The following is a 22732-nucleotide window of genomic DNA, read 5'->3' as shown; positions in this document are numbered from 1 at the left end:
TTGACGCGGCACGGACGGCGACGGCAGGCTGTCGGACCGTGATCACTCAGGGAGGGACCTGATGACCGGTCCGGTGCTTGCCGTCGATCAGGGCACGTCCGGCACCAAGGCCCTGGTGATCTGCCCCGAGCGCGGTGTCATCGGCAGCGGATTCGCCGAGGTGCGGCCCCGCCACCTGCCCGGCGGACTCGTCGAGGTCGATCCCGCGGAGCTGTACGACTCGGTGATCGAGGCGGGTTCGCGGGCGCTGGCGGAGGCCGGTGAACCCGTGGTGGCGCTGGGCCTCGCGAACCAGGGCGAGACCGTGCTGGCCTGGGACCCGGCGACGGGCCGTCCGCTCACCGACGCGCTCGTCTGGCAGGACCGCCGGGCACAGAGCGTGTGCACGGAACTCTCCCCGTCCGCCGATGAGTTGCGTGAACTGACCGGCCTTCCGCTCGACCCGTACTTCGCCGCGCCCAAGATGGCCTGGATACGACGGCATCTCACCCGCGAGGGAGTCGTCACCACCAGCGACGCCTGGCTGGTCCACCGGCTCACCGGAGCCTTCGTCACGGACGCGGCCACCGCGGGACGCACCCAGCTCCTCGACCTCGACCGGGCGCAGTGGTCCGCGCGCGCCCTCGACCTGTACGGCCTCGCCGCGGAACGCCTCCCGGAGGTCGTCGACAACGCCCGACAAGTCGGTGTGACACGGGACTTCGGACCCGAGATACCGCTCACCGGTCTGGCCGTCGACCAGCAGGCCGCCCTGCTCGCCCAGCGCATCACCGCACCCGGCGGCGCCAAGTGCACGTACGGCACAGGCGCGTTCCTGCTCGCGCACACCGGGTCCGTGCCCCGGCGCGGTGATTCGGGACTGGTGAGCTGTGTGGCCTGGCAACTCGGCGGGCGGGCCGGTTACTGCCTCGACGGCCAGGTGTACACGGCCGCGTCAGCGGTCCGCTGGCTCACCGACCTGGGTGTCATCGAGGGCGCCGCCGACCTCGACGCCGTGGGCGGTGCGGTCCCCGACAGCGGTGGGGTCACCTTCGTGCCTGCCCTCGCCGGGCTCGCGGCCCCCTGGTGGCGGGGCGACCTGCGCGGCTCCCTCACCGGCCTGGGCCTCGACACCGGTCCGGGACAGCTGGTGCGGGCCCTGTGCGAGGGGCTGGCCGCCCAGGTCGTGGAGCTCGCCGAGGCCGCCGCGAGGGACCTCGGCTCGCCCCTGGACGTACTGCGCGTCGACGGTGGCCTCACCCGGTCCGCCCTGCTCATGCAGACCCAGGCGGACCTGCTGCAACGGCCGGTGGAGGTGTCGGCAATGCCGGACGCGACGGCGCTGGGGGTGGGGGCGCTGGCCCGTACCGGTGCGGAACCGGGTCTGACGGTGACCGACGCCCTGCCCGACTGGAAGCCGGCGGCGGTGTACGAGCCGCGAGTGTCGGCCGAAGAGGCGAGGGAGCGGCTGGCCGGCTTCCGGAGGGCGGTCGCGACGTTGCTCGACGGGTCTTCGGGATGAGGGCGAGGGCCGGGCCGCGCCCGGACGGGGCGCGGGACCGTATCGATGTGCGGCTTCTGGAGGGCGGTCGCGACGCTGCTCGACGGGTCTTCGGGATGAGGGCGAAGGCCGGGCCGCGCCCGGACGGGGCGCGGGACCGTATCGACGTGCGGCTCAGCCCCTGGGCTCGGCCGGCCACGACGGCGCCGCAGCCGAAACCCGGCACAGATGGCACGCTCACCCGCCAAGGCGCCCTCCCCGCGTCGCCGTACGACATCGCAGTCATCGGCGCCGGAGTCGTGGGCGCCGCGATCGCCCGCACCCTCGCCCGCCACCCCCACCTCCGCATCGCCCTCGTCGAAGCGCAGGACGACATCGGCCAGGGCAGTTCGAAGGCCAACACCGCGATCCTGCACACCGGCTTCGACGCCACCCCCGGCTCTCTGGAGGCCCGCCTGGTCCGCGAAGGGTCACGACAGCTCGCCGCGTACGCGGCGGAGACGGGCATCCCCGTCGAGCCCGTCGGCGCCCTCCTCGTCGCCTGGGACGAGGAACAACTCGCCGCACTGCCCCGCCTCGCGGAGAAGGCCGAGCGCAACGCGTACGCGGACACCCGCCTGTTGGGAGCCACGGAGCTCTACGACCGCGAACCGCACCTCGGCCCCGGCGCGCTCGGCGCCCTGCACGTCCCCGGCGAGGGCATCATCTGCCCCTGGACCACGACCCTGGCGTACGCCACCCAGGCCGTCCGCAACGGCGTCGACCTCCACCTCAACACCCGCCTGGAACAGGCGAGTCACCGCGACGGCGAGCACCACCTGACGACCTCCCGGGGCACTCTGCGCACGCACTGGCTCGTCAACGCCGCCGGTCTGCACGCCGACACGCTCGACCGCGCCCTCGGCCACACCGACTTCACCGTCACCCCGCGCCGCGGCCAGCTCCTCGTCTTCGACAAGTTCGCCCGCGACCTCGTGCGGCACATCCTCCTGCCCGTTCCCACGGCACTCGGCAAGGGTGTCCTGGTCGCCCCCACGGTGTACGGCAACGTCCTCCTCGGCCCCACCGCCGAGGACCTCACCGACAAACGGGCCACCGGATCGACCGCCGACGGCCTGGAAGGACTCCGCGCCAAGGGCCGACGCATCCTGCCCGGCCTGCTCGACGAGGAGGTCACCGCCGTCTACGCGGGCCTGCGCGCCGCCACCGAGCACGAGGACTACCGCATCTCGGCCCACCCCGAGCAGGCGTACGTCACCGTCGGCGGCATCCGCTCGACCGGACTGACCGCCTCGCTCGCCATCGCCGCGCACGTGACGCGGCTGCTCGCCGACTCCGGGCTGGACCTCGGGCCCGCCGAGGAGCTGGAACCGGTGCGCATGCCCAACCTCGGCGAGGCCTTCCCCCGGCCTTACCAGCGGCCCGAACTCATCGCCGCGGACCCCGAGTACGGCACCCTCGTCTGCCACTGCGAGCGCGTGACCCGGGGCGAGATCCGTGATGCCCTCACCGCCACCATCCCCCCGGCCGGCCTCGACGGACTGCGCCGCCGGACCCGGGCGCGGGCGGGGCGGTGCCAGGGGTTCCACTGCGGGGCGGCGGTGCGGGAACTGTTCGAGAAGGGACAGCCATGAATGCGACGCGTGAGGTCGGCGTCCTGATCGTCGGCGCGGGGCCCGCCGGACTCACGGCCGCCGCCCGGCTGGCCGCCGCCGGAGCGGCCGGGGTCGAGATCCTGGACCGGGAACCACAGGCCGGGGGAGTGCCACGGCACTGTGCCCACGGCGGCTACGGCACCTGGACGCGTCCCCTGACCGGCCCCGCCTACGCGCGACTCCTCGTCACCGCCGCCGAGGGCGCCGGAGCCGCCGTACGCACCGGAGTCACCGCCCTCGACTGGGCGGGGCCGCTGTCCCTGCACACCGTGGGTCCACGCGGTCCGGAGACGGTCCGGGCACGTGCGGTCGTCCTGGCCACGGGTGCCCGCGAACGGCCGTGCTCGGCACGGCTGGTGCCCGGCACCCGTCCGGCCGGCGTGTACACCACGGGCGAACTCCAGCAGGCCGTGCACCTCTACGGGCAGCACATCGGTGAGCGCGCGGTCGTGGTCGGCGCCGAGGACGTCTCCTACGCGGCCGCCGCCACCGTACGGGCCGCCGGAGCGGTGGTCGTCGCCATGCTCACCGAGCTTCCCCGACCGCAGACCACACCCGTCCGCGCCACCGACGCCCGCCTCCGCCAGGGGATTCCGCTCCTCACCGACACCACGGTCACCGAACTCCTCGGCCACGGCCGGCTGTCAGGTCTGCGCGTCCGGCACCGCGACGGCAGAACGGCCGTACTGCCCTGCGACACCGTCGTCTTCACCGGTGACTTCGTGCCCGACCACGAGCTCGCCCGACGGGGCGGCCTGGCCCTGGACACCGGCACACGCGGCCCGGTGGTCGACGGTTCACTGCACACCTCACGGCCCGGCGTGTTCGCCGTCGGCAGCGTGCTGCACCCCGTGGAGAGCGCGGCGACCGCGGCCCGGGAGGGCGCGCACGTGGCCGGTGCCGTCCTGGAGACCCTCGCCGGAGCCGAACGCCCCGACGGCGTCCCCCTGTCGGCCGACCCGTCCCTGCGCTGGATCGCCCCGAACCGCGTCACCCCGGCCGACCGCCTGCCGTACCTCCTGCGCACGGCGGCCCCGCTGACCCGCCCGGTCCTGCACATCACCCAGGCCGGCCGCACCCTGCACCGCGCACGCCTGCGCACGGCGGCCCCGAACCGGACCATCACCCTGACCGCCCGCTGGACGCACCAGGTCGACCCCGAGGGCGGCCCGGTGCACGTGCGGCTCACCAATCGGTGACCCCGGGCCCTGGCGCGCGCCACCCGGGTCAGATCACCCTCAGCGAGCACCTCCCGCCGTGGCCACGGCCACCCGGCCGCCCCCAGCGCCACGACGAGAGCCGCCCCCACCGAGCTGATCACCAATCGGTGAACCCGCGCCCGGTGCGCGACCCCCGGGTCAGATCACCTTCAGTCGCACCAGCGCACCCAGCGTCAGCGCCCCCGGCACCAGCGGTACCCAGACCGTGATGATCCGGTAGGCGAGCACGACCGCCGTGGCCACGGCCGCCGGGCCGCCGGCCGCCACCAGGGCCACCACGAGGGCCGCCTCCACCGAGCCGACCCCGCCCGGTGTGGGCACCAGCGCCACCGCGCAGGTCGCCGCCAGATACGCCACGGCCATGTGCAACGGCGGCACCGGCAGCCCCAGTGCCTGCCCCACCGCGGCCAGCCCGGCCGCCTGCAGCGCCGGGAAGGCGAGCGAACCGCCCCACAGCGCGAGCGCCCGGGACGGGCGGGTGTGCACCGAGCGGGCCTCGCACAGCGCGGTCCGCAGGAAGGAGCCCACGGCCGTCCGCACCCGGCGGACACCCGCGAGCACGCCCACGGCCACCACGAGCACCGCGCCCAGGCCCAGCAGCAGCGGACCCACCGCGGTTTCGGGCAGCAGCCCGTCGAGGCGCAGCGCGTCCGGGAAGGCGACGAACAGCACGGCCAGCAGAGTGAGCCGGCCGATCGACTCCGCCAGCAGATACAGGGCGAGCGCGGCCGAGGAGCGGGCGAGCGAGACACCGCACACGGTCATGAAGCGCAGATTGACCGCCCCCGCGCCGAGGCCCGTCGGCAGCAGATGGTTCGCCGCGCCCGCCGCGAACTGTGTCGCCAGCAGCCGCCGCCGGGGCAGCCGCTCCACCACCGCGCCCTGCCGGGTGAAGGAGGCGGCCACCCAGGTCAGAGATGTGGCACCGGCCGCGGCGAGGAGCCACGGCCACTCGGCGTGCTTCAGATGGCCGAAGCCCTCGGCGAGCACCGACCGGTGCCGCACGGCCACCAGGGTGACCAGCAGGAGCGGGACCAGACACAGGATCTGTCGGATACGGCGGACGGGGAGGCGCTGGGGAGGGCGTCCCTGGGGGAGTTCTACCGCTGTCACATCGGGAGAGGCTTTCCTCGCCGCCCCAACGGCGGGTTGCGGAAGCGGGGCCAGGGTCTTACGTACGGTCATCGAGTCCTTCGGTCGGGCGATTGATGTTCGGGCGTTGACCTCAATAACGCTCGAGGTTCTAGGTTCTCTCCCATGAGCATGGAGACCACAGCCTGGACACAGCTGCACAGTGTCATGACCGCCGAGCAGGAGCGCCGCCCGTTCGCCCGCGCGACACTGCGCCGCATCGGCTCGTTCGCCCGCCCGCACCGTACCCGTATCGCCCGCTTCGTGGTACTCGGGGTGGCGACCGCGCTGCTCGCCGTCGCCACGCCCGTACTGGCCGGACACATCGTCGACGCGATCGTGTCGGGCGACGACGAGGGCAAGGTCGTACGCCTGGCCCTGCTCATCGCCCTGATCGCGGTCGCGGAGGCCGCCCTCGGCGTCCTCGGCAGACGACTGTCGGCCGCGTTGGGGGAGGGACTCATCCTCGATCTGCGGACGGCTGTGTTCGATCATGTGCAGCGCATGCCGGTCGCGTTCTTCACACGCACTCGTACGGGAGCGCTGGTCTCCCGTCTCAACAATGACGTCATCGGCGCGCAGCGCGCCTTCAGCAACACCCTGTCAGGCGTGGTCAGCAACCTGGTCACCCTGCTGCTGACCCTTGTGGTGATGCTCACCCTGTCCTGGCAGATCACCCTGCTCGCGCTCGCGCTGCTCCCGGTGTTCGTGATCCCGGCCCGCCGCATGGGCAGCCGGATGGCCCGGATGCAGCGGGAGGCGGCCGCGCTGAACGCGGCCATGGGCACGCGGATGACCGAGCGGTTCTCGGCGCCCGGAGCCACCCTGGTCAAGCTCTTCGGCCGCCCCGAGCAGGAGTCCGAGGAGTTCGCGGCCCGGGCCCGCCGCGTGGCCGACATCGGGGTGCGGACCGCCACCGCCCAGTCGGTGTTCATCACCGCCCTGACCCTGGTCTCCGCGCTGGCGCTCGCCCTGGTCTACGGCCTCGGCGGCTGGTTCGCCCTGCGCGGCAGCCTGGAACCCGGCGCCGTGGTCTCCCTCGCGCTGCTCCTGACCCGCATGTACGCCCCGCTCACCGCCCTCGCCGGCGCCCGCGTCGAGGTCATGAGCGCGCTGGTCAGCTTCGAGCGGGTCTTCGAGGTACTCGATCTGAAGCCGCTGATCGAGGACAAGCCGGACGCCCGCGAGGTCCCCGAGGGACCGGTCGCCGTGGAGTTCTCCGACGTCCGCTTCGGCTACCCCTCCGCCGACAAGGTCTCCCTGGCCTCCCTGGAGGAGGTCGCCTCCCTCGACACCCGCGGCGGCGCCGAGGTCCTGCACGGCGTCTCCTTCCGCGCCGAACCCGGCCAGACCGTCGCCCTCGTCGGCTCCTCCGGCGCCGGGAAGTCGACCGTCGCGCAACTGCTGCCGCGGCTCTACGACGTGGACGAGGGCGCCGTACGCATCGGCGGCGTCGACGTCCGCGACCTGACCGCCGGGTCCCTGCGGGCCACCCTCGGCATGGTCACCCAGGACGGCCATCTCTTCCACGACACGGTCCGCGCGAACCTGCTGCTGGCCCGCCCCGGGGCGACCGAGGCCGAACTGTGGGACGCCCTGCGCCGCTCCCGCCTGGACGACCTCGTCCGGTCCCTGCCGGACGGTCTCGACACCGTGGTCGGCGAGCGCGGCTACCGGCTCTCCGGCGGCGAGCGTCAGCGCATGACCATCGCCCGCCTCCTGCTGGCCCGCCAGCGTGTGGTCATCCTCGACGAGGCCACCGCCCACCTGGACAACACCTCGGAGGCCGCCGTTCAGGAGGCGCTCGCCGAGGCGCTGGAGGACAGGACGGCGATCGTGATCGCCCACCGGCTGTCCACGGTCCGCGCGGCCGACCAGATCCTGGTGGTCGAGGACGGGCGGATCGTGGAACGGGGGACGCACGAGGAACTGCTCGTGCTCGACGGCCGGTACGCGGAGCTGTACCGGACCCAGTTCGCCTCGCACGACGGCGGGGTGGCCGAGACAGCCGTGGCGTAGCCCGTCAGCGGGTGTCCGTCTCACCACCGGTGACCGCGAGGACCTCTCCCGTGACGAAGCTCGAGTCCGCGTCCGACGCCGGGAACACGTAGGCCGGGGTGATCTCCTCCGGCTGCGCCGGTCGGCCGACGGGCGTCTCGCTGCCCACCTGGGCCAGGTCGCCGGGCGGCATGTGCCGGTCGGCGACGTTCAGAACCGTCCAGGTGGGGCCGGGGGCCACGACGTTGGCCCGCACGCCCCGCGCCGCCAGATGCGGGGCGATGGACTTGGTGAAGGTGATCAGGGCGGCCTTCGAAGCCGCGTAGTCGATCATGGTGGTAGTGCCCTTGAGGGCTTCCTCCGTGGCCGTGGCGATGATCGAGTCACCCTTGTCCAGGTGCGGAAGGGCGGCCATGACCAGGTGGAAGTAGGCGTAGGCGTGAGGTAGGCGGCGTTGCTGACCAGGATGTTCAACCGCCCGAGCTCCCGCACGGTGCGCTCGACGACGTCCCGGCAGAACTCCGGCTCGCACAGGTCGCCCGGCAGCAGGAGACACCTGCGGCCCTGCTCCTCGACCACCTGCCGGGTCTCGTCACGGCCGATGCCGGAGTCGCCTCCGGTGATCAGGGCCACCTTGCCGGTCAGTTTGCCCGCCGCCCGGTAGCGCTCGGCCCGGTACCGGGGCCTGGGGTCCATATCGGACTCGAGGCCCGGCGGATCCTGCTTCCGCTCGGGGAAGTCCGGAGTGGGTTCCGAGGTGATCACCGGAGGGGCGTTGATCCGGTCCCGGCCCTGCTCCTGCATCACGCCTCCTTGCGAGGTCCGTCGGGAAACGACCATGACCGGGCGCGGGTGCCCTGGCCCCGCGGGGGAAAAGCCGGAACCGGCGAAGGAGTCGAAGGAGTCGAAGGAGTCAGGGGACGAGCCGGTGCTGGTGGCCGGCGCGCCATTCGGTCAGCAGGACGGTGGCGTCGTCGTCCAGGCGGCCGCAGTGGTGGTCGAGGACGGCGTGCATCAGCCGACGCAGGGTCTCGTGCAGGGGCTGGCGGCCGGAGTGGTGGCGGACGACGAAGTCGACGAACCGCTCACGGCCGAACCGCTCTCCCTCGGTGTCGCGGGCCTCGACGATCCCGTCGGTGTACAGCAGCAGCCGGTCGCCGGGCTCCAGCTGCTGACGGCTGACGACGATCGGCAGCCCCAGGCCCGCGCCCATCGGCCCGGCCGGCGGGCAGTCGAGCTCGATGGTCCAGCGATTGTCCCGGACGACGAGCGGCAGCGGGTGACCGCGGTTGATCCAGGTCAGATGCCCGGTGTCGAGATCGAGGTCGGCGAGGACGCCGGTGACGTAGCGGCTGGTCCCGAAGTGGGCCACGAGCACGTCCTCGACGGCGCGGCTCGTCTCGGCGAGCGAGGCCCCCTGGCGGCGGGCGTTGCGGCAGGCGGCCACCGCCACGTTCGCGGTGATCCCCGCGGTGGTGTCATGGCCCATCGCGTCGAACACGGACAGATGCAGGATGCTGCCGCTCAGGGCGTAGTCGAAGGCGTCACCGCCCATCTCGTAGGCGGGCTCGCTCGCGGCACCCAGGGTCACGTCACGGCCGGCGAAGGCGGCGGGCGGCATCAGCTTCCACTGCATCTCCGCCGCCACGTTCATCGGCTCGGTGCGCACCAGCCGGGCGAAGGAGTCACTGCAGGACCGCTTGCTGAGCAGGACCAGGGCCACCAGCGAGGCGAGGTCGCGCAGATTCTGCCGTACGGCCTGGTCGTCACCGTCCTCCGAGTCCGCCCGGAGCACCCCGATGCGCTCGACGCCGTCGGTCACCGGCACCCACCACCGCCGCCGGGACGGTGCCCCGCCCGGTGTCTCGGCGACGAGCGTCACGCGCTGGTAGGCGCGCCCGGGCAGGGTGCCGTCGATCCGCATCTCCTCCCCGCCCGCCGCCGCGTCGAGACCGCGGCCGGTGATCTGCCGCAGCAGCGTCTCGCGGATGTCGACGGCGAAGACGGCCACGTCGTACAACCCGGCGTCACCCGCTTGGCCGGCGAGGAGGCCGGGCAACTCCTCCAGCGTCACCGTGTGTGCGGCCTGCAGCAGCTGCCGCAGCATCCGCCCGGTGTCCCCGGTGTTCACCATCCCACCACCCCGGTCACGCGCTCGGAGACCGACCGCGTACCCGCAGCCGGGCACCTGACTCCTGAGCCGCGGCCGTCACTGCCGAGGTCACAGCCCAGGATCGTGTTGCCGGACGAGGGCGCGGGCCGGTCAGCCGTCCTTGCCCATGGCCCTGCGTACGGCGTCCCGCGTGCGGTCGACCAGGGCGGCGACCGGCCCCAGGACCATGTTCCTGGCCGCCGACTCGGTCCCGGGGTGGGGGTGGGTCGGGGCCATTGCCTCGGCCGCCTTCAGGGCGGTGGCCATGGAGGCCAGACGGGCGTGGTCCGCGTGGCGGCGGATGTGGTTGAACTCGTACCGCATCCTCGGCGCGGGCGTGCTTCATCACGTCGAGGCGCAGCGTCTGGAGCTCGGGCAGGAACTTGGCGTCGTCGGTGTCCATGCCGTCGAGCCGCGACAGGAGTTCCTTCGCCTCCCGCTCCTCGGCCAGCCGCTCGTCCGCCACCTTCGCGCCGTCCGGCACGGAGGTGCGGGTGAAGGGACGGATCACCTCCTCCTCCGCCGTCTCGTGCACGGCGAGAAGCCGCACCAGGTTCCGGAACGCCGCCCGGCGCTCGTCCCCGGCCGTGCGCTCCACCTCGTCGAAGAGGTTGCGGATGTCACCGTGCTGACGCATCAGCATGACCACGACATCGGCGTCGCTCGCCGCGATCCCGGCCATGTCAGCTCCTCTCCCGGGAGGCGACGTTCCACGGGCTCGACGTCGAGCTCCCGCGAGTACCCGTGCGTATGCCGTGTAACCGAAGTGTGAAGGGTGTGGTGGGGCCCAATCGGCCGGACCGACGAAGGCCGTCAGCTCGAGGAGCTCGTGCCTGCCGTGGCCGTCGACGCCGGTTCCTGCCCCGTCATGGGAAACAGCAGTGCCGTGGCGACCCTCGCGTGCAGGGCGTCCAATGTCCGGATCTGCTGCCCCGCCCTGCGCAGCAACTCCTCCAGCCGGTCGGCGTCCAGACGCGAGTCCTGCGCCGACGCGGCGAGCAGCCCGCGCCACAGCGAGGCCTTGCCCTGCGCACCCAGCCGCATCGCTTCGAGCTCGACCAGCAGCGCGAGCCCGGAGCGGCGCAGCAGGCGGCCGTTGGGCTTCATCCGCCCGGCCTTCTCGCCCAGCCACGCTCCGTACGTCTTGTAGTGCCTGACGGGGACGTCGAGGTCGGCGAGGAGGCGTACCAGTGCCTGTCGGTCCTGCGAGATCTCCTTGCGCAGGCTCTCCAGGGTCTCGCCGTAGGCCGAACCGTGGTGCTCCTGAGCCATCCGGCGGGCGAGCTCGACACCCGCCGTCGCACCGGCCAGGTGGTCGTTGAGATAGATCACCAGCCGCTTCTGCCGCGTCGGACCGTCGTGCGAGGTCCGTGCCGTCCTGTTCATGATTCCCCTCCGGCTGCCGGAGTCCTGTGATGGTCTCCGAGTGCCCCGGCCGGGCCGGTCAACCGCTCTGTCCTGCCGACTCGGCGCCGGCGGCGGGGCCGGGCACGTCTGGCGCCGGCGTACCGGCACACCCCCGTCACCACGGCCAGGCCCGCTTCCACGAGGTCGCCCCCGTGGTACATCCACTGAGCCCCGTGATGCAGGTCGGCGGGGGTGAAGCCGGTGCCGGGCGGCGGCCGGGAGGAGAGCGTGCGGGCCGGCACGGCGTGCGCGGTGCCGGCGGCCAGTACGGTCGCGCCGCGCAGGGCGAGACTCCAGCGGCGACGCACCGGATCGAGCCCGCACACGGCGAGGGCGAACAGCAGTCCCGCCGCCACCATGTGCACCTGTACCGCGCCGTGCGCCGGCGGCCGGTGTGCTGTGGCCGCGAACAGTTCCGTGCGGTACACCAGCCAGAGCCCGCCGATGTCCAGGACAGCTGCCAGGGTCCTCCGGCCTGTCATCCCGGCGTTCACCCTCCGCCTGGGACGGGGTCCGTTCACTCATGGTCGGCCTCCTGCGGGGTGTCTGTGCTGGGCGGTTGCTCACCGTTTTCCCCTCCTCGCCCGTGCTGTGCCCCCTCCGGGGACGGACCGCAGCCAGGTGCTGATCCACCCGGTCTGCACCGCGGCGTCGAAAAGACACGTCGGCCGGATCCGCCCCTTGGGCACGTAGACCAGATCCACGGCCAGCAGTGTCAGGGCCGTGCCCAGTCCGATACGGCGGGCCTGGGCCGGCCCCTGCGGGCCGGGAGCCGCCGCGAGTTGGGCGAGACCGGCGGAGACCAGGAGCCCGCCGGTCGTCCTCTGGAGCCACACGTCGGTCTTCGGTCCGAAGACCCACTCGAAGCTGCGCAGATGCACCAGCGGCCACAGACCACCCACGACGTCCGGCCTGCCGGGTACCCCTGGCCATGTGTCCTCACTCCGGCTCCAGAGCCACCGTCGTCGTGACCCGGGTCAGCGCGGGGCTCCTCGGCACGGACCCGAATCCGAAGCGCACCGGCGGAACGACGGGTGCCATCGCACCGAGGTCGACCCCCTCGAAGGCGGCCGACACCGCGTGGACCGGCCGCAGGTCCCGGGCGCCGTACCACTCCCGGCGGCCCACTCGCGCACTGCCGCGGGTGCGTACGCCGGGCAGCAGCACGCGGGCGGGAAGGGCCGTGAGTGTGCACCAGCCCGGACGTCCGGCGAGCACGCCGGGCACCGCGCACAGCAGCAGCCCGAGGAGCCGTCTGCGGCCCGTCACGAAACGCAGGTCGAGCGGCCCCGCGGTGACGCTCCAGGTCCCGTCCGCGACGCGCACCCGGACCGGGACGACGCGTACGGTGTCGAAGACGTAGGTCCCGGCGACGAATTCCGCCGTCTGCCGGGTGGGGGCGAGCAGCAGCCGTTCTCCGTCGGGCCGCTCCAGCATCACGTCGCTGAACGGCCCGAACGGCGACCTTGGCCAGTGCCCCACCACGATGCGGGTCCCGGACGCCGTGCCCAGACCGGCGATCCAGCCGTCGAAGCGCAGCCGCCCGCCGCGCAGGGCCCCGGTGGGCGGCCCGCTCATGTGAAAAGGGGCCGGGAGGGCGCCGGCCGGACGTGTTCGACACCCGGCGAGTGGTGCACGACGGGCTCGTCCAGCGGGGCGGGCAGGCTCGCCGCGGCGGTCAGTGTCTCCTCCAGCACGTCTACGGCCGCGCAGGCCGGCGCGCCGGCAGCAGGCGGCAGGCCACGCCGATGGACCGCGAAGGACGGAAGTCCGGGGACGGTGGCGACCAGCTCCCGGGGCAGGAGGGCCTGCACCGCCTGCGGCGGGAAGGGCAAGTGCACGAAGGCCTGCCTGCGCCGGCCCGCCCGCACAGCCGGCACCCGCACCCGCTGCTCCGCTCCGTACGCCACCACGACCACCGGGTCCCCACCGGGGGACCGTGGAAACGCCCAGGTCGCGGGGGCGGCGGGGCGGTCCGACGGCAGGGCGGCCGCCCGTTTGTCGGGGACCGAACGGCAAGGCCCGGCATACCCGAGTGGGTATACCGGGCCTCGCCGCAACAGCGCGATCAGACGGGGCGGATGTTCTCCGCCTGCGGGCCCTTCTGGCCCTGGGTGACGTCGAACTCGACCTTCTGGCCTTCCTGCAGCTCACGGAAGCCCTGGGCGGCGATGTTGGAGTAGTGGGCGAAGACGTCGGGGCCTCCACCCTCCTGCTCGATGAAGCCGAAGCCCTTTTCGCTGTTGAACCACTTGACGGTGCCCTTGGCCACGACTGTCTCCTTCGAGGGAAACCGGGCCCGCACCTTGCGTGCCCGGAGGTGATCGCCCTGGTCCGGAGAGGCGCTGAAACGCAAGAACGCCCGTGATGGCGATCACGGGCGAACGGGACTTCGGAACCACGACTGCTGAGTCACGACGCTACACCCGGGGAGCGGCAGCCGCCATCAGGACGGGGCCGGTGTCGCGTACTTCCCGCCATCGGCCGCCTCCACCGCAGTCCCGGCATCCGGCACCGAGCCTCTGTCTCCGACCAGGCAGGTTGGCCACGTGGGGTGACGTTGCGGAGATGCGGGGAAGAAGTTGCGGCAACCGACGGGAGGTTGCTGTGGAGGGTGGAGATCTGGAACTGGGCGAGTTGCTGGCCGCTGCGGAAGCGGCCCCGCCCGGTGAGTCCGTCGACGTGGTGGCCCGCGACCTGCAGAAGCGGTTCGGTGCGCAGCGGGTGTCCTTCCTGTTCGTCGACCTCATCGGTCAGCGGCTGGTACGGCTCGCCGCGGCCGACGACGAGGTCGTGGACCAGGCCGAGCCGATCGACCTGCAGGGCAGCGTCTACGACAGCGTGCTGCGCAGCCAGCGCCAGCACGTGGAGCCGGACGGCCAGGGCGGACGGCGCGTCATCACGCCGGTCACCAACCGCGGCGACTGCATCGGCGTCCTGGAGTTGACCCTGCAGTCCGCGGACGACACCGTACTGCGGCAGGTCCGCGAGGCGGCACACACGCTGGCCTACATCATCGTCACGGACGGGCGCTTCACCGACCTCTACCACCTGGGCCGGCGCACCACCGAGACCAGCCTGGCCGCGGAGATCCAGCACCAACTGCTTCCCTCGGCCCCCTGCTGCGAGGCGGCCCAGTTCACCCTCGCCGCCGGGCTGGTCCCGGCCGACGACATCGGTGGCGACACCTACGACTACACCCTCGACCGCGACACCCTGCACCTGTCCATCACCGACGCGATGGGCCACGACACCAACTCCGCACTGCTGGCCACCCTGTTGGTCGGCGCGCTCCGGCAGGCTCGCCGCAGCGGCTGCGACGCGCTCAAGCAGGCCCACCACGCCCATCAGGCCCTGCTGAGCCACAGCCGCGGGCTGGCCACCGGACAGTTGCTGTGCGTCGACCTCGAAACCGGCCTGTGCGAACTGGTCAACGCCGGCCACCCCTGGCCGCTGCGGCTGCGGGACGGCACCGTCGAAGAGGTCAAGCTCGCCGTCAACCTGCCGTTCGGTGTGGCGGCACCCGCCTCCTACCGCGTCCAGGAACTGCGACTGCGTCCCCGGGACCGTCTGATCCTTCTCACCGACGGCATGCAGGAGCGCGGTGCCGCGGCCGCCGACCTGACCTCGGTCATTCACGACACCGGCGCGCTGCACCCGCGAGAAGCCGTCCGGGCCTTGACCGGCGCGGTCCTCGATGCCTGCCACGGCAGCCTCAGGGACGACGCCACGGTCCTGATCCTGGACTGGCACGGCGACAGCCGCCGACCGGCCGGGACCGGCCCCGTGGACAGGCCGGGGAGACACCCTGGCGTGTAGGGGTACTCCGCCGCACTCGGGCACGCTGTCGTCGCCTACTCTCCACCGGGAGGAGATAATGGGGAGCAGGACAGCAGGCAACCAGGGGTGACTGCGTGGACAGTTCAAGGGAGGCGGACGCGCCGACGGCATCGTCGGCCCCGCCCGGGGGCGCTCTGCGCATGTTCCCGTTGACGGACCGGCCCGGCTGGCAAGCGGCAGGCGAGATCAGTCTGCTCACCCGCCCGGCCTGGGAACAGACGCTGGCCCACCTTGCCCGCAGCGACGAAGAGACGTGCCACTTGGAGCTTTCCGCGGTCACCTTCGTCGACGTCGCCGGTGTCTCCGCTTTGGCGATGACCGCCCAGGGCCTTCCGCAGGGGCGACGCATCGTGCTCGAGGAGCCGCCCGCCACCCTGCGGCGCGTTCTGGACATGTTCTGGCCGGACCTGCTTTCTGTCGAGGTGATGGGGCGATGACGGCTCCCAGCGTCGAACCGTTCGTTCACCCCGCCTTGTTCTACCGGGGCGAGGAGGAGTATCTGCACGGCACGGTGCCTTTCGTCCGCGACGGCCTGAAGGCCGGGGAGCCGGTGGCGGTGGCCGTGCCGGGGCCGAACCTCGCCATGCTCAAGTCGGCTCTGGGCGAGGACGTCGCACACGTGAAGTTCCTCGACATGACCGAGGCGGGGCGCAACCCGGGTCGGATCATCCCCAGAGTGCTGCGCGCCTTCGCGGACACCCATCGCCGGACGCGGGTGCGGATCATCGGTGAGCCGATCTGGGCCGGCCGCAGCGCCGTGGAGTACCCGGCATGCGTCCAGCACGAGGCACTGATCAACCCGGCGTTCCAAGGCCGGGAAGTCACCATCCTGTGCCCGTACGACGCCGACCGCCTCGACGAACAGGTACTCACCGACGCGTACGCGACCCATCCCCTGATCATCTCCGGCGGCAGGGAGCAGCCCAGCACCGCCTACGCCCCCGAGTATGTGGTCGCACGCTACAACCAGCCCCTGGAGCAGCCGGCGGCGGCCGAGGAACTCACCTTCCATGCCGACCAGTTGCCGAACGCCCGGCACTTCGCGGTCGAACAGGCCGCGCGGTTCGGTCTGTCCGGCAGCCGTCTGGAGGACGTGGCCCTGATCGTGGCCGAGCTGACCACCAACAGCGTCGTGCACGGCGGAGGTTCCGGCGTCCTGCGGGTGTGGGCCGACGGGCGCCAAGTGGTGTGCGAGGTGCGTGACCAAGGGGACCTGAACGATCCGCTCGCCGGCCGTCGCCCGCCCGCTCGGGACAAGCTCGGCGGCCGGGGCCTGCTGCTCGTGCACTCCCTCGCCGACCTCGTACGCATCCACACCGGCCCGGACGGAACGGCCGTTCGCTGCTACATCGGTCAGCACTGAGCCCTTCGGCGGACGTCCACCGCGGCGCGGACGCGTACTACGAGCCGAGGCCGTCACCGTGGACGGTGCCCGGGCCGGTTCGTGAGAGGTCAGATGGCCGTGCTCCTCAAGCCCGCCTGGCGGGCGATGAAGACGTTCGCGGCCATGCTGCGCCAAGCTCGGGGCTCCGTCGTACCGACCTCCTCGGTGCACGCGGTCATCGGGCTGCCGGGCCATGCCGCCTACGCCGCCGCGAAGGGCGCACTGTGCTCGCTGGGACGGCAGTTGGCCGTCGAGTACGGTCCTGACATCCGGGTCAACACCGTGTTGCCCGGCCCCATCCTCACCGCCGCCTGGGACGGCATCCCCGAGCCCGACCGGGAACGCGGCGTGGCGGCCACCGCGGCCCGGCGGTTCGGGCAGCCGGAGGAGGTGGCGGCCGCCGTCGCGTTCCTGGCATCGGCTGACGCCTGCGCGCTCTGCGGGATCCCTTCCCCGAGGTGCACTTCGTTCCCGTCGGCGGAGTGGACGCGCAGGCCGCACGCGACTACCTGGACCGGGGCGCCCTCGCCGTCGGGGTCGGTTCACCCCTCGTGGGGGACGCGGCCGACGGTGGCGACCTGGACCAACTCCGGGCCCGCGCGGCCGTGTTCCGCAAGGTGACCGCAGGGGAGACGCTGTGACGGCACGAGACCTGGAGGCCCCGCCGGAGGTGGTGACCTTCGGCGAGACGATGGCCGCGCTGCGGGCACACGCAGCGCTGCGGCTCGGCGGCAGCCTCGGCCTGTCCGTCGCGGGAGCCGAGTCCAACGTCGCCATCGGCCTCGCCCGGCTCGGACACCGGGTGCGCTGGGCGGGCCGGGTCGGCGCGGACGAACTCGGCGCGCTGGTCCTGCGCACCCTGCGCGCCGAGGGCGTCGACATCGACCACGCGCTCACCGACGACACCGGTCGGCCCACCGGACTGCTCCTCACCGAACCCCGCCTCGGCACGCTCACACGCGTCAGCTACTACCGCGCCGGTTCCGCCGGTTCGGCCGTCTCACCGGCCGACGTCCTGCCCGCACTGGCTCCGGGATCCCGCATCCTGCATCTGACCGGCATCACCCCGGTGCTCAGCCCGTCGGCTGCCGAGGCCGCCCTGGCCGCCGCGACCACCGCCCGCGAGGCCGGCATCACCGTATGCCTCGACGTCAACCACCGCTCCCGACTGTGGACCGCCGACCGCGCCCGCACCGTGCTCCGGCCGCTGCTGGCCCGCACCGACCTGCTCATAGCCTCCGAGGACGAGCTGCCGCTGGTGCTGGAAGGGCCCGACGTATGCGAGGACGACGGCGTGAAGAGTCTCCTGGCCGCGGGTGCCGGAGAAGTGGTCATCAAGCGTGGCGCACGCGGGGCGACCACCTGGCCGGATCCCTGCTGCCACCACGACGACGCCGAGGACCACGCAAGTCGCCGCAGGCAGGCGTGTAGTACCGCGGTACCACGCGCCCGGCTCGGTACAGCCTCCCGGTACCACCGGATCGGGGTGATGCGGCACCTAGCGTTGCCGCTGAGGCGTCAGAAGCGACGGACGCCGGAGTCCGACAGGAAGAACGCGAATGATCGACGCACGGCAGTTGACCAAGAAATACGGCGAGAAGACGGCCGTCGACGGACTGGACTTCGCTGTCAAGCCGGGCACCGTGACCGGATTCCTCGGACCCAACGGCGCGGGCAAGTCCACGACCATGCGCATGATCGTCGGTCTCGACGCGCCGACGAGCGGGTCCGTCACCGTGAACGGCAGCCACTACGCCCGCCACCAGGCACCGCTCCAGGAGGTCGGCGCGCTCCTCGAGGCGAAGTCGATCCACCCGGGCCGTTCGGCGTACAACCACCTCAGGGCCCTCGCGCTGACCCATGGCATTCCGGGCCGACGGGTCGACGAGGTCATCGACCTCGCCGGACTGACCAGCGTGGCGAAGAAGCGGGCCGGCGCCTTCTCCCTCGGGATGGGCCAGCGGCTGGGCATCGCGGCGGCGCTGCTGGGCGATCCGCAGACGGTGATGCTGGACGAGCCGGTCAACGGGCTGGACCCGGAGGGCGTGCTCTGGATCCGCAACCTGCTCAAGGGGCTCGCCGACGAGGGCCGGACGGTGTTCGTGTCCTCCCACCTGATGAGCGAGATGGCCCTGGTGGCGGACCACCTGATCATCGTGGGGCGCGGCCGGCTGCTGGCCGACACGACCGTGGCGGATCTGATCCGCGAGGCGGGCGGCGACACGGTGAAGGTCGCGACGCAGGACCCGGCGCGGCTGCGGGACGTGCTGGCCGGACCGGGCGTCGACGTCACCGGGCGGATCGGCTCGGAGGAACTGCAGGTGACCGGGCTGGATGCCCGTCAGATCGGACTGAAGGCGGCCGAACACGGGATCGCTCTGTTCGAACTGAGCGCGCGAACCGTGTCACTGGAGGAGGCGTTCATGGACCTGACCAGGGATGCCGTGGAGTACCACGGCACCACGACCGGGATCGAATCCCTCGGGAGGCCCGCATGAGCACCCTCACCGCGACCACCGAGGAACCCCGCACCACCCCGGCCCGCCCCGTCTACCGGGTGACCGGACGGCGGGTGCTCGCCTCGGAGTGGGCCAAGCTGTGGTCTCTGCGCTCGACCTGGATCACCCTGGGCCTCGGCCTGCTGTTCCTGGTGGCCTTCGGCCTGATCTCCGCGAGCCGCTACAAGTCGGGGATCGACTCCGGGAACCTGGACCGCGACTTCGCCGACTCGACGGCCGTCAGCCTGTCTCTCTTCGGGACCAACTTCGCCCAGCTCGCCCTGGGCGTACTCGGCGTGCTGGTCACGGCGGGGGAGTACTCGACCGGCATGATCCGCTCGACGCTCGCGGCGGTCCCCCGACGCCTGCCCGTGCTGTGGTCCAAGGCGGCCGTGTTCGGGCTGGTCGCGCTGGCCGTGGGGACACTGGGCGGGTTCGTCGCCTTCCTGATCGGGAGCGGGATCGTCTCGGGCACGCCCGCGGCCATGAGCCTCTCGCACGCGGGCGTCCTGCGCAGCCTGCTCGGCGCAGGGCTGTACCTCGGCCTGGTCGGGGTGATCGGCACCGCGCTGGGCGCGCTGCTGCGGTCGGTGGCCGGTGGGATCTCGGTGCTGGTGGCCGCCCTGATGCTGATCCCGGGACTGATCTCCCTGCTGCCGAGCTCCTGGCAGGACGACATCAGCCCCTACCTGCCCTCCAACGCGGGTCAGTCGATGTTCGCGCTGACCCACGACTCCACCAGCCTGTCGCCGGGCACCGGACTGCTGGTCTTCCTCTGCTGGACGGCGCTGGCCCTGGGCGGGGCGGCGTACCGGCTCGCGCGCACCGACGTCTGACACCCGCATCATGAACAGGTGACGTCCGTGACCACCGATGACATCAGCGGGATGGGACCGCTGGTCGCCCGGCTGTCCCGGGGCGGCCAGCGGTTGCGGCAGGCCGACCGGACACACCCGTGGGTGCTGGACACCGGGGTCGTGATCGTGGTCTTCCTGATGTTCTGCCTGCCCGACCTGCTGCACGGCGGTGCCGACGACGGCGACGGCCCCCGCCGGTTCCGGCTCGCCTTCACCCACCTGCCCGTCGCGGGCATGCTGGCCCTGCAGGCCGGTCTCGTCCTGCCCCTGCTGTGGCGGCGACGCAGACCCCTCGTGGCGTTCGCCGCCATCACCGCGGTGTTCGTCCTCCAGTGGTCCCTGGGCGCGGCACTGCGCGCGGACATCGCCCTCTTCATCGCCCTGTACAGCCTCGCCCTGCACGGGCGGCTGCGGCAGCTGCCGTGGGCCTGCACGGTCATGGCGGGCGCCATGGCACTGGTCGCGGTTCGGGCATCCTCGGCCGTGAGCGTGTGGGACGCGCTGTTCTTCCTGCTGAGCACGGCGACCGCGGCCCTCGCGCTCGGCCTGATGGTGCGGATCCGCCGGGCCCAGCTCGCCGGACTGCGGGAGCGGGCGGCCCGCCTGGAGACGGAGCGCGACCAGCGCAGCAGGCTGGCCACGGCCACCGAACGCACCCGTGTCGCCCGCGAGATGCACGACATCGTCGGCCACAACCTGTCGGTCATCATCACGCTCGCCGACGCCGGCGCCTACGCCACGGACATCGCTCCCGAACGCGGCAAGGAGGCCCTGCAGCTCATCGGCGACACCGGCCGGCAGGCCCTGGGCGAGCTGCGGCGGGTGCTCGGCGTGCTGCGCGAGGCCGCGGACCGTCCCCCGGGCGGGCCCGAACTCAGCCCGCAGCCCGGCATCGCGGACATCGAAGCGCTGTGTACAAAGGTGCGCGCCGCCGGGCTCGAGGTCGTCTACCGGACCTCCGGCGAGATGGACGCCCTGGACGGCGGGGTGCAGCTGACGGTGTACCGCATCGTCCAGGAAGCCCTCACCAACATCCTGAAGCACACCGACCCCGGCACCCTGGTGCGTCTGGCGATCCTCGTCGAGGACAGCCGGCTGAGCATCACGGTCCATGACACCGGCCCGGCCACACCACCGGGACCGCCGAACGAGGAAGGACACGGCCTGGTGGGCATGCGGGAGAGAGCGGCTCTGTACGGCGGAACCGTCAGCGCCGGACCGGCGGGCGGCGGAGGGTGGAGCGTCGAGGCCGTCCTCGACCTCACGCCCGGAAGCGGCGGTGACCGATGACCACCGTGCTCATCGTGGACGACCAGCCGCTGCAGCGCTACGGCTTCCACCTGCTCCTGGACTCGGTCCCCGAGACCGATGTCGTCGGTGAGGCCGCCCACGGCGCCGAGGCCGTCCGCAAGACCGCCGAACTGCGCCCGGACGTCGTGCTGATGGACGTCCGCATGCCCGGCATGGACGGCATCGAGGCCACCCGCCGCATCGTCGCCTCCGGCGGCCGCTCGCGCGTCCTCGTGCTCACCACCTTCGACCTCGACGAATACGTCCACGCCGCCCTCCGGGCCGGCGCCAGCGGCTTCCTCCTCAAGGACGCGCGCCCCGAGGAGCTGCTCGCCGGCATCCGCGCCGTCGCCGTGGGCGACGCCGTCATCGCGCCCGCCCTCACGCGCCGCCTCCTGGAGGAGTACGCCCGCTACGTCCCCGCCCACCGCCGGGACCCTGCCGAGGATCCGGGACTCGGCTCCCTCACCGACCGCGAGCGCGAGATCCTCGTCGCCGTCGGCAAGGGCTGGACCAACGGCGAGATCGCCACTCGCTTCGTCCTGTCCGAGTCCACGGTCAAGACCCACGTCGGCCGGGTCCTCGCCAAGATCGGGGTCCGCGACCGCATCCAGGCGGTGATCTTCGCCTACGACCACGGCCTCGCCCGGCCCAGCGTGGACTGAGCCGGCGAGGGGCCGGGCTGGACGCGCTGCGGGCTCAGCCGTTCGGCCCCGCCGGGGTCGTGGTGGTCTTGAAGCCCTCGGTCTTGTTGGCCTGGACGGCGAAGTCGTTGGTGAACGTCTTGCCGAGGTCCACCGACGACTTCACGTTGCCGACCAGTTGCTCCGTCGCCAGTGAGGTCTTCGGGCCGCCGGCCGGCATCAGGCCGTCGGGCAGGAACTGACCCTTGTCCTCGGTCAGGGCCGAGATGTAGTCGGCCTTGGTCACCAGCTGGTTCGACACGTACGACGCGGGCAGCTTGTTCGCGATGTCGGCCGCGCTGTGGGTGTTGATCCAGTGCATGGTGGCGACGAGCGCGTCGACGACCTTCTGCACCGTGGCCTTGTGCGAGTTCACCCAGTCCGTGCGGGCGAGCACACTGGCCGCGGGATAGGCGCCGCCCATCGCCGCCGTGGCGCCTGAGGTGGTGGCCAGGTCGATGGCGGAGGTGCCGACGCCCTTCTTCTGGATCGCGGCGACCGTCGGCTGCGTCGTCATCACGCAGTCCACCTTGCCGTTCTGCAGCGCGGCGATGGCGGTGGAGCCCGCGCCGACCCCGATCCGGTGGAACTGGCTGGTCTTGACGCCCTTCTTGGCGGCCAGGAACTGGGTGAGGGTGTCGGTGCCCGAACCCAGGTCGGTGACGCCGACGGTCTTTCCCTTGAAGTCGGCGCCCGAGTGGACGCCCGACTTCTTGGTGCACATCTCGCGCTCGCCCGGTGCGCCGGAGAGCTGCACGACGTCCTCGACCGCCTTGCCCTTGGCCTGGAACTCGATCGTGTGGTTGTACCAGGCGCCCGCCATGTCCACCTGCCCGGAGGCCATGGCGTCCTCGGCGCCGACACCGCCGTCCTGCTCGGTGCTCAGCTGGACGTCGACGCCGTACTTCTTGTAGAAGCCGAGCTGCTGGGCGAGCTCGTACGGCAGGTAGATCTGCTTGTCGAGGCCACCGGCCATGAGCTTGACGCTCGGCGTGCCGTTGGCTGCGGACGAGCTGCTGGAACAGGCGCTGACCGAGCCGAGGGCGAGGACGGCGAGGACGGACGCGGCGACGGCGGCGGGTCGTCTGGACATGGCTGACCACATTCCTTTGCTGAGGGTTCCGAGATGAAGGGGAG

The 22732-nt window shown here is 72.3% G+C and carries 22 protein-coding genes and 4 pseudogenes; 14 read left to right on the top strand and 12 right to left on the bottom strand.

The window, feature by feature from the left end; genetic code table 11:
• Positions 1-61 precede the first annotated feature (61 nt).
• From M2157_RS08105 to M2157_RS08095, 3 genes are read left to right on the top strand one after another with little or no spacing between them, the layout of a single operon-like run.
• Positions 62-1501: an FGGY family carbohydrate kinase gene (locus M2157_RS08105; protein WP_280861145.1), complete on the top strand. Its 1440-nt coding sequence runs from the start codon at positions 62-64 to the stop codon at positions 1499-1501.
• Between the two features lie 47 nt (positions 1502-1548).
• Positions 1549-3114, top strand: a complete 1566-nt coding sequence (locus M2157_RS08100) for an FAD-dependent oxidoreductase (RefSeq protein WP_280864878.1) — start codon at positions 1549-1551, stop codon at positions 3112-3114.
• On the top strand, positions 3111-4334 hold the full coding sequence (locus M2157_RS08095) for an FAD-dependent oxidoreductase (protein WP_280864877.1): 1224 nt from the start codon (positions 3111-3113) through the stop codon (positions 4332-4334). Before M2157_RS08100 ends, M2157_RS08095 begins: the two co-directional genes overlap by 4 nt.
• A 159-nt stretch (positions 4335-4493) precedes the next feature.
• Here M2157_RS08095 and M2157_RS08090 read toward each other — a convergent pair whose 3' ends face one another.
• The gene (locus M2157_RS08090; RefSeq protein WP_280861141.1) at positions 4494-5468 is read right to left on the bottom strand and encodes a lysylphosphatidylglycerol synthase transmembrane domain-containing protein; all 975 of its coding nucleotides are present in this window, start codon (positions 5466-5468) and stop codon (positions 4494-4496) included.
• Positions 5469-5618: 150 nt separating this feature from the next.
• Between M2157_RS08090 and M2157_RS08085 the strand changes: the two genes are divergently transcribed.
• Positions 5619-7505, top strand: a complete 1887-nt coding sequence (locus M2157_RS08085; protein ID WP_280863722.1) for an ABC transporter ATP-binding protein — start codon at positions 5619-5621, stop codon at positions 7503-7505.
• Positions 7506-7509: 4 nt separating this feature from the next.
• On the opposite strand, the gene M2157_RS49100 is transcribed toward M2157_RS08085, so the two are convergent.
• From M2157_RS49100 to M2157_RS08040, 10 genes and pseudogenes are all read right to left on the bottom strand, one after another.
• On the bottom strand, positions 7510-7899 hold the full coding sequence (locus tag M2157_RS49100; protein ID WP_348541786.1) for an SDR family oxidoreductase: 390 nt from the start codon (positions 7897-7899) through the stop codon (positions 7510-7512).
• Complete coding sequence (locus M2157_RS49095; RefSeq protein ID WP_348541785.1) at positions 7815-8288, bottom strand: hypothetical protein; 474 nt, start codon at positions 8286-8288, stop codon at positions 7815-7817. The genes M2157_RS49100 and M2157_RS49095 overlap by 85 nt, the downstream gene beginning before the upstream one ends.
• A gap of 109 nt (positions 8289-8397) precedes the next feature.
• Positions 8398-9618: a PP2C family protein-serine/threonine phosphatase gene (locus tag M2157_RS08075; RefSeq protein ID WP_280864876.1), complete on the bottom strand. Its 1221-nt coding sequence runs from the start codon at positions 9616-9618 to the stop codon at positions 8398-8400.
• A 129-nt stretch (positions 9619-9747) separates the two neighbouring features.
• Positions 9748-10318 (bottom strand): annotated as a pseudogene (locus tag M2157_RS08070) (hemerythrin domain-containing protein).
• 131 nt (positions 10319-10449) lie between these two features.
• Positions 10450-11022, bottom strand: coding sequence for a hypothetical protein (locus tag M2157_RS08065; RefSeq protein WP_280861139.1), 573 nt, complete (start codon positions 11020-11022; stop codon positions 10450-10452).
• Entirely contained in the window at positions 11019-11525 is a 507-nt protein-coding gene (locus tag M2157_RS08060) for a cytochrome c oxidase assembly protein (protein WP_280864875.1), read from the bottom strand. The genes M2157_RS08065 and M2157_RS08060 overlap by 4 nt, the downstream gene beginning before the upstream one ends.
• Before the next feature lie 81 nt (positions 11526-11606).
• A complete protein-coding gene (locus tag M2157_RS08055) occupies positions 11607-11945 on the bottom strand; it encodes a hypothetical protein (RefSeq protein ID WP_280864874.1) in 339 nt (112 codons plus the stop codon).
• Between the two features lie 37 nt (positions 11946-11982).
• Positions 11983-12621, bottom strand: a complete 639-nt coding sequence (locus tag M2157_RS08050; protein WP_280861135.1) for a hypothetical protein — start codon at positions 12619-12621, stop codon at positions 11983-11985.
• Complete coding sequence (locus M2157_RS08045; RefSeq protein WP_280864873.1) at positions 12618-12956, bottom strand: hypothetical protein; 339 nt, start codon at positions 12954-12956, stop codon at positions 12618-12620. The genes M2157_RS08050 and M2157_RS08045 overlap by 4 nt, the downstream gene beginning before the upstream one ends.
• Positions 12957-13111: 155 nt before the next feature.
• Positions 13112-13315, bottom strand: coding sequence for a cold-shock protein (locus tag M2157_RS08040; protein ID WP_020120296.1), 204 nt, complete (start codon positions 13313-13315; stop codon positions 13112-13114).
• A 335-nt stretch (positions 13316-13650) separates the two neighbouring features.
• Between M2157_RS08040 and M2157_RS08035 the strand changes: the two genes are divergently transcribed.
• From M2157_RS08035 to M2157_RS07990, 10 genes and pseudogenes are all read left to right on the top strand, one after another.
• On the top strand, positions 13651-14862 hold the full coding sequence (locus tag M2157_RS08035) for a PP2C family protein-serine/threonine phosphatase (protein WP_280861133.1): 1212 nt from the start codon (positions 13651-13653) through the stop codon (positions 14860-14862).
• Positions 14863-15023: 161 nt separating this feature from the next.
• Positions 15024-15320 (top strand): STAS domain-containing protein, encoded by a 297-nt coding sequence (locus tag M2157_RS08030; RefSeq protein WP_280861132.1) that lies wholly within the window; start codon positions 15024-15026, stop codon positions 15318-15320.
• Positions 15317-16246, top strand: coding sequence for a sensor histidine kinase (locus tag M2157_RS08025; protein WP_280861131.1), 930 nt, complete (start codon positions 15317-15319; stop codon positions 16244-16246). The genes M2157_RS08030 and M2157_RS08025 overlap by 4 nt, the downstream gene beginning before the upstream one ends.
• Before the next feature lie 87 nt (positions 16247-16333).
• Positions 16334-16696, top strand: a pseudogene (locus M2157_RS08020) (SDR family oxidoreductase); the annotation flags it as partial.
• Positions 16696-16908: pseudogene (locus M2157_RS08015) on the top strand (aldolase); the annotation flags it as partial. The pseudogenes M2157_RS08020 and M2157_RS08015, both read left to right, overlap by 1 nt.
• Positions 16905-17612, top strand: a pseudogene (locus M2157_RS08010) (sugar kinase); the annotation flags it as partial. The pseudogenes M2157_RS08015 and M2157_RS08010, both read left to right, overlap by 4 nt.
• A 214-nt stretch (positions 17613-17826) precedes the next feature.
• Positions 17827-18765: an ATP-binding cassette domain-containing protein gene (locus M2157_RS08005; RefSeq protein ID WP_280861130.1), complete on the top strand. Its 939-nt coding sequence runs from the start codon at positions 17827-17829 to the stop codon at positions 18763-18765.
• Positions 18762-19601, top strand: coding sequence for an ABC transporter permease (locus M2157_RS08000; RefSeq protein ID WP_280861129.1), 840 nt, complete (start codon positions 18762-18764; stop codon positions 19599-19601). Before M2157_RS08005 ends, M2157_RS08000 begins: the two co-directional genes overlap by 4 nt.
• Before the next feature lie 27 nt (positions 19602-19628).
• Positions 19629-20912: a histidine kinase gene (locus M2157_RS07995; RefSeq protein WP_280861128.1), complete on the top strand. Its 1284-nt coding sequence runs from the start codon at positions 19629-19631 to the stop codon at positions 20910-20912.
• A complete protein-coding gene (locus M2157_RS07990) occupies positions 20909-21577 on the top strand; it encodes a response regulator transcription factor (RefSeq protein ID WP_280861127.1) in 669 nt (222 codons plus the stop codon). Before M2157_RS07995 ends, M2157_RS07990 begins: the two co-directional genes overlap by 4 nt.
• Before the next feature lie 34 nt (positions 21578-21611).
• On the opposite strand, the gene M2157_RS07985 is transcribed toward M2157_RS07990, so the two are convergent.
• A complete protein-coding gene (locus tag M2157_RS07985; RefSeq protein WP_280861126.1) occupies positions 21612-22688 on the bottom strand; it encodes an ABC transporter substrate-binding protein in 1077 nt (358 codons plus the stop codon).
• Between the last annotated feature and the right edge of the window lie 44 nt (positions 22689-22732).

The sequence above is a fragment of the Streptomyces sp. SAI-127 genome, assembly GCF_029894425.1.
Taxonomy (GTDB): Bacteria; Actinomycetota; Actinomycetes; order Streptomycetales; family Streptomycetaceae; genus Streptomyces.
The sequence above is the reverse complement of the archived record's forward strand: the minus strand, read 5'-3'. Positions and strand labels throughout refer to the sequence as shown.

Excerpts from the sequence above, each read along its gene's own strand:
- M2157_RS08075 (WP_280864876.1), bottom strand. The coding sequence starts at position 9,618 with ATGGTGAACACCGGGGACACCGGGCGGATGCTGCGGCAGCTGCTGCAG.
- M2157_RS08000 (WP_280861129.1), top strand. The coding sequence starts at position 18,762 with ATGAGCACCCTCACCGCGACCACCGAGGAACCCCGCACCACCCCGGCC.
- M2157_RS08095 (WP_280864877.1), top strand. The coding sequence starts at position 3,111 with ATGAATGCGACGCGTGAGGTCGGCGTCCTGATCGTCGGCGCGGGGCCC.
- M2157_RS08065 (WP_280861139.1), bottom strand. The coding sequence starts at position 11,022 with ATGAACAGGACGGCACGGACCTCGCACGACGGTCCGACGCGGCAGAAG.
- M2157_RS08085 (WP_280863722.1), top strand. The coding sequence starts at position 5,619 with ATGGAGACCACAGCCTGGACACAGCTGCACAGTGTCATGACCGCCGAG.
- M2157_RS08030 (WP_280861132.1), top strand. The coding sequence starts at position 15,024 with ATGTTCCCGTTGACGGACCGGCCCGGCTGGCAAGCGGCAGGCGAGATC.
- M2157_RS08025 (WP_280861131.1), top strand. The coding sequence starts at position 15,317 with ATGACGGCTCCCAGCGTCGAACCGTTCGTTCACCCCGCCTTGTTCTAC.
- M2157_RS07990 (WP_280861127.1), top strand. The coding sequence starts at position 20,909 with ATGACCACCGTGCTCATCGTGGACGACCAGCCGCTGCAGCGCTACGGC.
- M2157_RS08050 (WP_280861135.1), bottom strand. The coding sequence starts at position 12,621 with ATGAGCGGGCCGCCCACCGGGGCCCTGCGCGGCGGGCGGCTGCGCTTC.
- M2157_RS49095 (WP_348541785.1), bottom strand. The coding sequence starts at position 8,288 with ATGCAGGAGCAGGGCCGGGACCGGATCAACGCCCCTCCGGTGATCACC.
- M2157_RS08060 (WP_280864875.1), bottom strand. The coding sequence starts at position 11,525 with ATGACAGGCCGGAGGACCCTGGCAGCTGTCCTGGACATCGGCGGGCTC.
- M2157_RS08105 (WP_280861145.1), top strand. The coding sequence starts at position 62 with ATGACCGGTCCGGTGCTTGCCGTCGATCAGGGCACGTCCGGCACCAAG.
- M2157_RS07985 (WP_280861126.1), bottom strand. The coding sequence starts at position 22,688 with ATGTCCAGACGACCCGCCGCCGTCGCCGCGTCCGTCCTCGCCGTCCTC.
- M2157_RS08005 (WP_280861130.1), top strand. The coding sequence starts at position 17,827 with ATGATCGACGCACGGCAGTTGACCAAGAAATACGGCGAGAAGACGGCC.
- M2157_RS49100 (WP_348541786.1), bottom strand. The coding sequence starts at position 7,899 with ATGGCCGCCCTTCCGCACCTGGACAAGGGTGACTCGATCATCGCCACG.